The organism is Streptomyces sp. NBC_01546 (assembly GCF_045208355.1).
Lineage (GTDB): Bacteria > Actinomycetota > Actinomycetes > Streptomycetales > Streptomycetaceae > Streptomyces.
In genome coordinates this window covers 203,376-215,182 of record NZ_CP109380.1, presented here as the reverse complement: position 1 = coordinate 215,182, position 11,807 = coordinate 203,376, and the positions used below count along the sequence as shown (strand labels likewise).

Sequence of the window (11,807 nt, the reverse complement as noted above, 5' to 3'; positions counted from 1 at the left end):
GTTGACTTCGGGAAAAACCCCCGCGGATTGGCGTGACTCGATGATGCCAGACAACCCGGATCTCGATCTGTCCATTCATGCAGTGTGCAGCTTTCTCGCGATTGCGGCACAACTGCTCCTCGAGTGCTTCCCGAGGATTTCTGCGACGGCTCAGCGGTCCCCGAGACCGGGATTGTTCGTCGCACCGACCAGTACGGCCGAGTTGCCCGGTGCCTGCACGCCCTCCAGCAGGTCCTGATGGGCCCGGCCGATCTCCTCGAAGGCGTACGTGTGCCCCAGGTGCGGGTCGAGGAGGCCCATGTCGACGAGGCGGGTCACGGCGAGGCACTCGCGCGGATTGGCGAAATGGGATCCCTGGAGCCGCTTCTGCCTCATCCACAGGTACCTGAGGTCGACGTCCACGTTGAAGCCGGACGTGGCCCCGCAGATCACGATCATCCCGCCCGTGCCGCACACGTAGACCGACGTGGGGATGGTGTCGCTGCCGGGATGCTCGAAAACGATCTTGGGAGAGGCCTTCTCACCGAGGATGTCCCAGATCTCCCGCCCGAAGGCCCGCAGGTCGGCGGTCCACCGCTTGTGCTCCTCGGTGCCGGCCTCGGGCACGCGTCCCCAGTGGCTGAACTTGGTCCGGTCGATGACGCCCGCCGCACCCAGGTCGAGGCAGTACTTGGCCTTCTCCGGCGAGGACACGACGGCGATGGGCCTGCCTCCCATCTGCCGGGTCAGGGAGATGGCCATGGAGCCGAGGCCGCCGGAACCGCCCCAGATGAGGACTCCGTCACCGGGCTGCACCGTGTTGGGCGCCCAGCCGTTGAGCTGCCGGTACGCCGTCGCACCGGTCAGCAGGAATCCCGCGGATTCCGCCCAGCTCAGCCTGGTGGGCCGGGGCAGACACTGGAAGTCGGCCACCAGGGCGAACTGGGCGAACGAGCCCCAGTTCGATTCGTAGCCCCACGCCTTCAGCGATGCCGCGAACATGGGATCGACGCCGAGCCGGACATCGGGATCGTGCTCGTCCCACAGGCCGGCCGAGACGATGACCTCGTCGCCCACCTTGACCTGCCGTACGCCCTCTCCCACCTTCCAGACGATTCCGGAGGCATCCGATCCGCCGACGTGGAAGGGCTCCGGGCTGCCCTGCCGCTGACGTGCCGCCACGACGTCGACGGGATGCCCCTTGGCCGCCCAGACGTTGTTGTAGTTGATGCCGGCGGCCATGACCGCGACGAGGACGAACCCGGGCGGCACCTCGGGCGTCTCGACGACCTCCGTCCGGAAGGCCGTAGCCGGGGCCCCGTACCGTTCCGGGCGGATGACCGACGCGTACATGGAACGGGGGACGGTCCCGAGCGGGGGCAGGTCGCCCACCTCGTAGAGGGTGCTGGTCGTCGAGGAGTTCAAGGTAATCTCCGGTGTCGAGTGGTCGGTTGGTCCCTGCGCTCTGTGGGGTGCGGCACGGTCAGACACCGGAGGCGTTCGCCGCCGGGACGGCCTCGGCGGACACCGCGTTCTCCAGCATGTAGCCCCGCCCCCACACGGTCCGGATGGACAGTTCGATGGGCAGGAGCCGGCGGCGCAGCCGCATGATGTGCAGGTCGAGCGCGTTCCTGTTCAGCGTCAGCGTCTGCAGGGCGAAGCGCTGCACGAACTCGGAGCGGTGCACGACGTCGCCGAAGCGGTCGACGAGCAGGCGCATCAACTCCGTCTGCGTGGTGGAGACGGTGATGGAGTGATGGCCGAAGCTCAGGGTCCCGGTCGAGTCGATCGTCGGTACCCGGTTGCTGTCGAAACGGCTCTGCAGGACGGTGACCCGGGCTTCGAGGTCGTCCCGGGACACCGGGGGGCGTACCCAGTCCTCGACCGGATCGTTGCTGATCGGCGGCTGCGCGCCCGCCTCAACGACGAGCAGGCGCGGCATGCCCTCCTGCCGGCAGCGGGTTCTCAGATCCGCCTGCGCCGGCCAACGGACGAAGACGACGTCGGAATTTCGAACGCCCACGGGCACGTCCTCCCTGTACAACCCACGTACATCCGGTCCGAACCACCGAAACCCATGGACCTCTCGGCACGGACGAGCCCCGGTCGAGTCCGTGGGCACAGGCCCGCGTCAGGACGCCGGCGTCGCCTCGCGCAGGCTCCGCGGCCGCAGGTCGGTCCAGTTCTCCTCGACGTACGCGATGCTCCGCGCCCGCCCCGCCGGCCCGGCCACGACGCGCCAGCCGTCGGGCACGACGGCGAACGTGGGCCACAGCGCGTGCTGCTCCTCGTCGTTGACCACCACGTAGAACTCGCCGTCCTCGTCGTCGAACGGGTTCACTGCCATGTCTTCCTCCGCTGCCTTCAGTTCGGTTCGGGGAGCGCGGCGCGGTCTACCGTGCCGTCGGCGGTACGCGGCAGGTGGGCGATGACCACGATGTCGTCCGGCACCAGGTGGCCGGGCAGTTCGGCCGCCAGTTCCCGCCGCAGCACCGCCGGCAGCCTCGAGGCCCGGCGGGAGGCCCCGGGCACGTTGGCGAGCGGCCTGGCCCGGGTGTCCAGGGGCCGGTACACCCCGCCGTAGCAGTGCCTGCCGTCCGCGGGCACGATCACCGCCTCGAACCAGCCGGGCGCCTCGGCCGACCAGGTGCACAGGACGGCGCGGCCGTGCTCCCGGCCCCAGGTCTCCAGCGCGTGCGGGTCGAGGGGCGTGCCTTCCGCCGTGGCGGGGGCCCCGCATTCGGCCGCCTCGCTCACCAGCCTGGCGTTCGGTATCCGGGTCAGCCGCAGGCGGCCGCCGTGCCGGGCCAGCTCGGCCTCCAGGCCGGACACCTGGTGCACGTCCGAGCCCCAGGTGACGGCGGGGACGTCCGCAAGGTGCGTCGGCGTGCTCGACCGCTTGTGCAGGACGACTTCGTAGCGGTGGCGGGTGAGTTCGTTCCCGTCCGGTCCGGGCTTGAGCCGGACGTCCACGGCCGCGACCTCGTCGTGCGCGTCGGCCCACTCGGTGAAGAAGCCCGGATCGAGGTGGAGTTCCGTCTCGCGGAGCACGGCGCGGGCGACCGCCGCCCGCACGGCGGACGGCTCGTCACCGGGGCGCTGGGCGTGGTGGACGGCCGTCAGGAACTCCCGCAGGGTGCCGTGGTTGCGGACGTCGCCGACGAGGATCCGGCCGCCCGGGGCGAGCCGCCGGAGCGCGACGTCCAGGACGGCCGAGAGGTAGGCGGCGTCGGGGAAGTACTGCACGACCGAGTTGAGGAGCACCGTGTCGAAGTACTCCGCCGGCAGTCCGTCGGCGGAGTCGGCGGGCTGGCACCGCAGTGTCACCCTGTCCTTCAGCCGCGGCTCCGCGGCGACCTGGGCGCCGAGCCGTTCGATGACCGCGTCGGAGAAGTCGGTGGCCCAGTAGGCCTCGGTTTCCGGTGCCAGCGGCCCGAGCAGCAGCCCGGAGCCCACCCCGATCTCCAGCACCCGGCGCGCCTCCAGAGCGCGCACCCGCTCCACCGCGGACGCGCGCCACTGGCGCATCTGCGGCAGGGGGATGGGTTCGCGCGTGTAGGCACTGTTCCATCCGGTGAAGTCTTCGCCGATCCCGTTGTCCGCCGCGGTGTCGCCGTACATCTCGTCGTAGACCGCACGCCACTTCTCCACGTGCCGGGTCACGTCCGCGTCCGGCACCCCGGGTACGACGTACGCCACCAGGCGCCGCTCCCCTAGCCGGTCCTCGCGGGAGACCACGGCCGCCTGCGCCACGCCCTCCTGCGCGCGGAGCGCGGCCTCGGCCTCCTCGAACCGGCTGGTGGGGCGCTGTCGCGCGTTCGTGAGGGGCGCCATGCTCCTGTTCCCTTTCGGTCATGGTGCGCAGGTTCGGTCGTGAGCCCACCCTAGGAAGGGGAGCACCGGGTCATCGGGCCGTCTGACAGATGTGTGCCAGACCCGGCCGGGCGCCGCGCCGGTGCTCAGGCGAGGGCCGCCACGGCCTCGCCGATGGCCGCCGCCAGGTCCGCCGGGCGGCTGGTCGGCAGGTCGTTGCCGCCCGGCAGCGACACGAGCCGGAACGGCCCGGTGGTGAGCGTCGACCACGCGTCGAGCTGGGCGCGTTCGACGGTGTGGTCGTCGTGGCCGTACACGGCCACCGTCGGGACCGCGACGGGCTCGGCGCCGCCGCGCTCGTACAGCTCCAGCTCGTGGGTCTCGATGAGTTCGTAGTCGGCGCGCAGGGCGGGCTCGACGATGTCGAGCAGTTCCTCGTTGCCGAGGAGCTGCGCCGGGAGGTACCCGTCCGCCACGACCTGCCGGAGGAAGTCCGGCCGCGGCAGCGCGAACGTGGGCTCGCGGCGGACGCTGCCGGGGGCCGGGTTCGAGGAGACGACCAGGGCCCGCACCCGGGCGGGGCCCAGGCGCCGTGCCACCTCGTAGGCGATCGTCGAGCCGGCGCAGTGCCCGTACAGCACCACCGGCCGTCCCTCGGCGTGCTGGAGCAGTTCGTCGGCGAGCTTGTCGGCGAGTTCGGGCATGGCGGTCTCCGCCGGCTCCTCGAGCCGGGACTCCCGGCCCGGGAGTCGTACCGCGAAGGCGTCGAAGGCGTCGGAGAGCTCGACGCACAGCGGCCGCACCGTGGTCACGCCGGCGCCCGCGTGCGGAAAGGCGTACAGCGCGCACTCCTTGGGGCCTTCGTGGGGGACGCCGACGAACCAGCGGCTTTTCGTGTGAGTTCCCATGCACGTGAGGATGACCAGTCGCCGTGGCCCACGGGCGCCAACCCTGACTGACCTCTGAAAGATCCTCGGACAACGGCAGCCCACCGCGGCGAGACTGGCATCCGGTCGGAGCCCTCGACCGGGTGAGCGCGGACCCCAGAGCACCGAGAGAGAACGCGGGAGAGATCGGTGAACGACTTCGGATCGGTCGGGGTGGCGAGCCCGGACCACATCGGCCACGACGGCCCGGACCTCGAACTGCTGCGCGCCCGGGTGCGGCTCCAGTGGGCCGACGCGCTGGAGCACGAGGACTTCGGCGACGACGAGGACTTCTTCGAGGCCGGCGGGAGCTCCCTGCTGGTCGCCGAGATCATGGCCGCGCTCGGGGCGGAGCTCGGCGTGCGCCTGGCCCTGCGGCTCTTCTTCAACCACCCGACGGTGAACGAACTGACCGGCGCGCTGGCGGCCCACGAGGGCCTTCGGGCGCCGGCCGCACCGGCCGCACCGGCCCGGTGAGCGCCCTGTCCGTCACGGACGCCCCCTGGAGCAGGTGGAACGAGACCGCGCGGCCCTTCCGCGACGACGCCACGATCCCCGTGCTGATCGCCGAGACCGCCCGTCGCCACCCGGACCGGCCGGCGATCGTGACCTCCGACAAGCAGGTCATCACCCACGGCGAACTGGACCGCCACTCCAACCGGCTGGCGCGGCTGCTGCGCGAGCTGGGACTGGGCCGGGGCTCGGCCGTCGGCGTGTACGGCGAGCGCGACGCCTCGGCCCTCGTCGGCATGCTCGCGGTGCTCAAGGCCGGCGCCTCCTACGTGCCGCTCGACCCGGCGTGGCCGGCCTCCCGGGTGGTCGGGCTGCTCGACCAGCTCGACGTGGCGGCCGTGCTGACCGACCGCGCGTCCCTGCCCTCCGTACAGGAGTTCCGGTGGGAGGTGCCCTCGCTCCGGCACGTGCTGTGCCCCGGCATCCCCGAGGAGTTCTCCTGGTCGGCCACCTTCCGGCGCGAGGCCGTCGCGGACCTCTTCGACTACCTGTCCGGCTCCCCCGACCCGCTCGAGGCCGCGGGCTTCAACACCCGCCGCTCGCAGCGGCCCTTCACCGCGGATGACCTGCGGGGCTACCAGGACCACGTGGCACGGTTCGTCCGGGCCGCGACGTCCGCCGAGCGGCCCTCGGTCCTGGAGATCGGGTGCGGATCCGGTCTGATCGTCGAGGCCCTGGCACCGCAGGCGTCCCGCTACGTCGCCGTCGACCCCTCACCGGTATCCGTGGCCAGGAGCCAGGAGACCGGGGCCCGCGCCGGGGGCGAGGTCGAAGGCGTGGTGTGCTTCGCGCACGAGGCCGCCGAGCGGGTGAGCGGTCCGTTCGACGTCGTCGTGCTGGCCAGTACGGTGCAGTTCCTGCCGGACCTCGACCACCTGACGGGCGTCCTCGACTCGCTCCTGGGGCTGCTCGCCGACGACGGCGTCATCGTCCTCGCCGACCTCGTCGACCCCGGGCTCGGCGCCCACTCCGGCCTCCGGGTGCCGCCCCGCTTCGTCGAGCGGCTGCCCGAACTGCTGCCCGGGGTGGCCCGCGCGGACGTCCACCGCCGCCGGGCCGGGGAGTTCACCGGCGAACTGGCCGAGCGCTACGACGCCGTCATCCGCGTCGAGCCGTCGCGCGGCCGTGCGGCGGTGTCCCGCGACCGTGCGGCGCCGCCGCGTGAGCCGCTGTGGACCGGCCATCACGTCGGCCTCCGGCCGGCCGACCCCCTCACCACCGGCCCGACGGCCGACGACGTCTGCTACACCATCTTCACGTCGGGCTCGACCGGTACGCCCAAGGGCGTCTGCGTCTCCCACCGGTCGGCGGTGAACCTCATCGACTGGGTGAACCGCACCTACGGGGTCGGGCCCGCCGACAAGCTCCTGTTCGTCACGTCGTTCTGCTTCGACCTCTCGGTCTACGACATGTTCGGCGTGCTCGCCGCCGGCGCGACCGTACGGCTGGCGTCGGCGGCTGAACTCGCCGAGCCGGACACGCTGGTGGACCTGCTCGAACGGGAGGCCATCACCATCTGGGACTCGGCGCCCGCCTCCCTGGCCATGGTCATGCCCTTCGTCCAGGCCCGCGAGCCCGCCGGGCGCGACACGCTCCGCCTGGCCCTGCTCAGCGGCGACTGGATCCCGGTGCCGCTCCCCGACCAGATCCGTGCCGCGTTCCCGAACGCCGAGGTGGTGTCGTTCGGCGGCGCCACGGAGTGCACCGTCTGGTCCAACGACTACCGGGTGCGGGACGTCGACCCCGCGTGGCCGAGCATCCCCTACGGCAAACCGATGCAGAACGCCCGCTACTACGTGCTCGACAGCGAGCTGCGGCCCTGCCCCCTGGGCAAGGAGGGCGATCTGTACATCGCCGGCACGTGCGTCGCCCTGGGCTACGCCGCGGCCGCCCCTCTCACCGCCGCGAAGTTCCTGCCCGACCCGGGAGCCGTACGCCCCGGCGAGCGCATGTACCGCACCGGTGACCGCGCCCGCTGGCTGGCGGGCGGCGACCTGGAGTTCCTGGGCCGCCTCGACGACCAGGTCAAGGTGCGCGGCTACCGGATCGAACTGGGCGAGGTGCAGAGCGCCCTCCTCCAGTGCCCGGGCGTCCGGGCCGCGTCGGTGGTGGCGCCCACGGGGCGGGGCGGGCGGTCGCTGGCCGCCTTCTACGTGCCGACGGCCGAGCCGCTTTCGAAGGCCGAGGTCGTACGCGCCCTGCGGACCGTCCTGCCGTCGTACATGGTCCCCGCGCGCATCATCGCGCTCGACGAGCTGCCCCTGACCAGGCAGGGCAAGGTCGACCGGGCCGCCCTCCTGCGCCGGCTGTAGCCCGGGCCGGTCGCGGTCGTGGTCGCAGGAGCCGCTCAGACGCTGCGGGCGGTGATGTCGCCGTAGGCGGTGGTCGCGTGGATGCTCAGCTCCGCGGCGCCGTCGGTGTTCTTGAGCGCGTTGCTGATCCGGCCGAGGCCGGTGCCCGCGTCCAGCGAGGCGGAGACGCCGCGGGCGGCGCCGACCGACACGTCGCCGGCCTGGGTGCGCAGCACGACCGTGCCGCGCACGGCCTCGGCGATCCGGATGTCGCCCTGTGCGGTGCTGATCTCGGCGGGGCCGCCGAGGCGGCCGACGGAGATGTCGCCGGCGAGGAGGGTGAGGCGGGCGCTCGCGGTCTCGTCGAGCTTGATCGAGCCCTGCGCGGCCTCGAGGGTGACGTCGCCCAGCCGTCCGACGCCCCGGAGTTCGGCGGCGGCCGTCTTCGCCTCGACGCGGGAACCGGCGGGCAGCTGGACCGTCACCTCGACGGAACCGGAGTGGCCCAGGATCCGGTTCTTCGCCGGAGCGGCCTCGATCCGCAGCACGCCGTCGACGTACTCGACCGTGGTCTGCTCCGCCGCCTTCACGTCACGGCTCTTGGAGGCGTTCGCCGGCCGGACCTCGACCGTGGTGTCGGCCCGGTCGGCGGCGATGAACCGGACGAGTCCCGCGGGGATGTCCAGGACGGTGGCGATCGGGGCGGGGGTGGCGAACTTCTGCATGATGCTGTCCTTCGGCTCGTTGTTTCTGATGCCCAAAACGCTACGTTGCTTTCACTATTTGAGCAACACACTCGTTGCGTAACATTAGTATTAATGCAGGTCAGAGGCTAAGTATCGTTGCAACAGTTTCGATTTCAACGCAACGAGAGCCGTCTCGACCGTTGCATTGGAGTAGGAGTGAACGCTATGCTGGGGGCATCAGGCAACCACGAGGGGGGATCGCGATGCCGGGAGGCCGGCTCACTCAGCAGGAACGTCAGCAGATCGCACTGGGGGTGGCCGACGGGCTCGCCTACGCGGAGATAGGCAGACGTCTGGACCGTCCGACCTCGACGATCACGCGCGAGGTCATGCGCAACGGCGGCCCCGCCGGCTACCGCGCCGATCTGGCCCACCGCGCCACCGAACACCGCGCCCACCGGCGCAAGCAGACCGCACCCCGAGGGCAGCAGGTTCCGGTGCAGGCTCACGGACGCGACCCCGAGGCCGTGCGCGCGTACGAGGAGACGTTCACCACCCTGCTCATGGCCTCTGGCCTGCCCAAGATGACGGCCCGGGTGCTGGTGTCCCTCTACACCACCGACGCGGGCAGCCTCACCGCGTCCGAACTCGCGCAGCGCCTCCAGGTCAGCCCGGCGTCCATCTCCAAAGCGATCGCGTTCCTCGAAAGCCAGGGGCTCATCCGCCGGGAACGCGACGAACGCCGCCGCGAGCGCTACATCGTCGACGACGACGTCTGGTACCAGTCCATGATCGCCAGCGCACGCTCCACCACCCAACTCGCCGAGACCGCACGGCAGGGCGTCGGCATCCTCGGCCCCGACACCCAGGCCGCCACCCGCCTCGAGAACATCGCCCGCTTCGTCGACTTCGTCTCCGAGAGCATCACCCGCGCCGCGGAGCAGGCCCGCGAGATCCTCCACACGAAACCTGAGACGACCTCAGGCAGCGCTGCCACGCCGGGCTCAGACCCCGGATAGACAGCCGGCTGGAGGAAGTCAGGAAGCCCAGGCCCCCGGTGCGCGGAACGGCCGGCAGGTCTGGGTGGGGAGTTTGCGGGTGCGCGGGGTGGAGGGCACGGGCTGCCGGGCTTCGTTGAGCAGGCGCAGGCGGGCCGTGAGGAGGGCGGCCAGGGCGGCCGTCTCCTCGGCGGTGGGGTTGCCCCGGGAGATCCGGATCGAGGCCATGGCGAGGGCCGTCGAGGTGTCCTCGGCGGCGGTCGTCCCGGGAAGCTCCGTGCGGTCCGCACGGTCCGTGAGACCCGAAGAGTCCGCGCGGTCCGGGGAGTCCGTGTGCGCCGGCTGGTCGGCAGGGTGTTCCCCTGCGGGCGTGACGCCCACCGCGGGGGCGGTCAGCAGCGGACGTTCCTCGACGATGATCATGGGGAGCCCCTTTCGACGGTCGCACCGGGAAGCGCCTGGTGCCGGACACTCCAGGATCGGCGCGGGCGCTACAGCCCTCCTCGGGTTACGCACGGGAATGCGTACGGAATGACTCGCGAACACTTGCGATCATGGCCGGAACGCATCGCTCCGGGTTCAATTCTCCACTGACATCCAAGCACAATTCGAGTCGAATTCGAGCGTGATTCGAGTGGATATTGCGGGCACGCAAAAAGCCGCCGCGGTCCATTCCAGTGGAATGGACCGCGGCGACCCATGGGGGGTGGAGTCGGGTTTGATCAACCAGTCTTCCTGCGGAAATACCGCTTCTGGCCGGCCGAACCGCTCATGTTCTTCACCTTGATGCGGCCCTCTTCGTGAGCCGTGCGGGCGCGCGTTGCGTTGGACTTGCGCTCCAGCGCCTCGCGGAACTTCTCCTTGGCATCTTCTGCAACGCCACCGTCGAACGACTTGTCAGTCATACGTACCTCCTGCAATCAATCGACAGAAAAAGTCTGGCACAGAATTACTGGAATTTCGACCCCGCATTCCCTGCTCGAGGCAATGGAATTCGCCATTTCCGGGGTCAGGCGGAGTCGAGGAGGAGCCGGTCCTTCGCGGCGGGCGCCGCGGTCTGTGCGGCGGGCTCCGTGGACGTCGTCTCCGGCTCGGCCTGAGGGGTCTTCGAGGCGGGCAGGAGCGGGCTGAGAAGGGCGACGAGCGTGAAGACGGCGACGTTGTACCAGAGCGTCACGGAGGTGGCGTCGCTGAAGCGGTCGGCCCGGTCCGCGCCCGCGACCTCGCTGCCCGTGAGGCTGAAGAAGATGACGCCGACGATGGCGATGCCCGCGGCCGTGCCGAACTGGATGACGGCGTTGACCACGCCGGAGCCGGCTCCGGCGTCCTGCGGCGGGATGTCGCCGAGCACCACGTTGGTCAGGATCGGCGAGCACAGGCCCATGCCGAGGCCCACGATCAGTTCGGCGCCCGCGACGTGGTACCAGCCGATGCCGGCGCCCTGGCTCGACACCGCGAGGATCATGGCGAGGGTGCCGAGCGTCATCACGGACGTGCCGATCGCGACGAACTTGCGCCCGTTGGCGGTGCCCTTGCGCCAGGCGATCTGGAAGGTCGCCATGATGCCGACCGGGAACGCCACCGTCACCAGGGCGGTGCGCAGCGCGGACCAGTCGAGGCCGAGCTGCATGTGGTAGGTCAGCACCAGGAAGAACGAGGTGATGCCGGAGAAGGCCAGCATGACCACGACGACGCCCACCCGGAACGAGCGGTGGGCGAACAGGGTCGGCGGGACCAGGGCGGATCCGTCGCGGCGGTGCCTGCGGCCCTGCTGGACGCCGAACGCGACGAAGAGCAGCGCGGAGGCGGCGGCCAGCGCGAACATCCAGCCCGGCCAGCCCTGTTCACGGCCCTGGACCAGCGGGTACATCAGGCCGAGCGAGGCCAGCGTGACGAGGATGACGCCCGTGATGTCCAGCCGGGGTGACTGGTCCGACTTGCTCTCGGGCATGGTCCAGGCGGCCAGGGCGACCGCGAGGATCCCGAAGGGGATGTTCACGAAGAAGATCGAGCGCCAGCCCAGGCCGAAGAGGTCGAGGTCGGTCAGTACGCCGCCCAGCAGCGGGCCGCTGACCCCGCCCAGCCCGAGGACCGCTCCCATCAGGGAGAAGGCGACGACCCATTCCTTCTGCTCGAACATCGTCATGATGACGGACATCACCTGGGGCACCATCAGCGCCGCCGTCAGCCCTTGCAGCAGGCGGCCGCCGACGAGCATGCCCGGGCTGGTGGCGAGCCCGCACACCGTCGAGGCGAGGGTGAAGCCGACCACGCCGGTGATGAACAGCCGCTTGCGGCCGAAGATGTCGCCGAGCCGGCCGCCGGTGATCAGGAAGACGGCGAAGGCCAGCGCGTAGCCGGCCAGCGTCCACTGGGCGGTGGCGAACTCGGCGTGCAGGTCCTGCTGGATGGCCGGCAGCGCCACCGTGACGATCGTCGAGTCCACGTTGTCGAGGAAGGCGGCGAGCAGGACCACGGCGAGCGCGACCCACCGGCGCCGGGAGCTGGCTGTGGGGGGAGGAGCGACGGCCGTGGTGTCCGCCACGGGCTCCGGCGAGGAGGACGATGACATGTGATCAACTCCTGGAAACGGGGTCTTGG

Annotated in this window: 12 protein-coding genes; 3 read left to right on the top strand and 9 right to left on the bottom strand. The window is 71.0% G+C overall.

Annotated elements, in window-relative coordinates:
• Positions 1 to 150 precede the first annotated feature (150 nt).
• The 5 genes from ccrA to OHA89_RS39750 all read right to left on the bottom strand — a co-directional run bounded on the left by ccrA (position 151) and on the right by OHA89_RS39750 (position 4,700).
• Positions 151 to 1,404 carry a crotonyl-CoA carboxylase/reductase gene (ccrA, locus tag OHA89_RS39770; protein WP_266947313.1) on the bottom strand — a complete coding sequence of 418 codons (1,254 nt, stop codon included), beginning with the start codon at positions 1,402 to 1,404 and terminating at the stop codon, positions 151 to 153.
• Positions 1,405 to 1,462: 58 nt separating this feature from the next.
• Entirely contained in the window at positions 1,463 to 1,921 is a 459-nt protein-coding gene (locus tag OHA89_RS39765) for a winged helix-turn-helix domain-containing protein (RefSeq protein WP_215143693.1), read from the bottom strand.
• A gap of 189 nt (positions 1,922 to 2,110) precedes the next feature.
• Positions 2,111 to 2,326 (bottom strand): MbtH family protein, encoded by a 216-nt coding sequence (locus OHA89_RS39760; protein WP_257559774.1) that lies wholly within the window; start codon positions 2,324 to 2,326, stop codon positions 2,111 to 2,113.
• 17 nt (positions 2,327 to 2,343) lie between these two features.
• Positions 2,344 to 3,813 (bottom strand): methyltransferase, encoded by a 1,470-nt coding sequence (locus OHA89_RS39755; RefSeq protein WP_331761755.1) that lies wholly within the window; start codon positions 3,811 to 3,813, stop codon positions 2,344 to 2,346.
• Between the two features lie 125 nt (positions 3,814 to 3,938).
• The gene (locus tag OHA89_RS39750; RefSeq protein ID WP_215143700.1) at positions 3,939 to 4,700 is read right to left on the bottom strand and encodes a thioesterase II family protein; all 762 of its coding nucleotides are present in this window, start codon (positions 4,698 to 4,700) and stop codon (positions 3,939 to 3,941) included.
• Positions 4,701 to 4,868: 168 nt separating this feature from the next.
• On the opposite strand from OHA89_RS39750, the gene OHA89_RS39745 reads away from it, so the two are divergent.
• Both OHA89_RS39745 and OHA89_RS39740 read left to right on the top strand, forming a co-directional pair.
• Entirely contained in the window at positions 4,869 to 5,195 is a 327-nt protein-coding gene (locus tag OHA89_RS39745) for an acyl carrier protein (protein ID WP_266616069.1), read from the top strand.
• Positions 5,192 to 7,543, top strand: a complete 2,352-nt coding sequence (locus tag OHA89_RS39740) for an amino acid adenylation domain-containing protein (protein WP_331761750.1) — start codon at positions 5,192 to 5,194, stop codon at positions 7,541 to 7,543. The genes OHA89_RS39745 and OHA89_RS39740 overlap by 4 nt, the downstream gene beginning before the upstream one ends.
• Positions 7,544 to 7,578: 35 nt before the next feature.
• Here the strand turns inward: OHA89_RS39740 and OHA89_RS39735 are convergent, their stop codons facing one another.
• A complete protein-coding gene (locus tag OHA89_RS39735) occupies positions 7,579 to 8,247 on the bottom strand; it encodes a DUF4097 family beta strand repeat-containing protein (RefSeq protein ID WP_331761749.1) in 669 nt (222 codons plus the stop codon).
• Positions 8,248 to 8,471: 224 nt separating this feature from the next.
• Between OHA89_RS39735 and OHA89_RS39730 the strand changes: the two genes are divergently transcribed.
• The gene (locus OHA89_RS39730; RefSeq protein WP_266616065.1) at positions 8,472 to 9,227 is read left to right on the top strand and encodes a helix-turn-helix domain-containing protein; all 756 of its coding nucleotides are present in this window, start codon (positions 8,472 to 8,474) and stop codon (positions 9,225 to 9,227) included.
• An 18-nt stretch (positions 9,228 to 9,245) separates the two neighbouring features.
• Here OHA89_RS39730 and OHA89_RS39725 read toward each other — a convergent pair whose 3' ends face one another.
• The 3 genes from OHA89_RS39725 to OHA89_RS39715 form a co-directional block, all read right to left on the bottom strand.
• On the bottom strand, positions 9,246 to 9,629 hold the full coding sequence (locus tag OHA89_RS39725) for an acyl-CoA carboxylase epsilon subunit (protein ID WP_266616064.1): 384 nt from the start codon (positions 9,627 to 9,629) through the stop codon (positions 9,246 to 9,248).
• Positions 9,630 to 9,928: 299 nt separating this feature from the next.
• Positions 9,929 to 10,111, bottom strand: a complete 183-nt coding sequence (locus OHA89_RS39720; RefSeq protein WP_215141663.1) for a DUF5302 domain-containing protein — start codon at positions 10,109 to 10,111, stop codon at positions 9,929 to 9,931.
• 104 nt (positions 10,112 to 10,215) lie between these two features.
• Positions 10,216 to 11,778, bottom strand: a complete 1,563-nt coding sequence (locus OHA89_RS39715; protein ID WP_266616062.1) for an MFS transporter — start codon at positions 11,776 to 11,778, stop codon at positions 10,216 to 10,218.
• Positions 11,779 to 11,807: the final 29 nt, after the last annotated feature.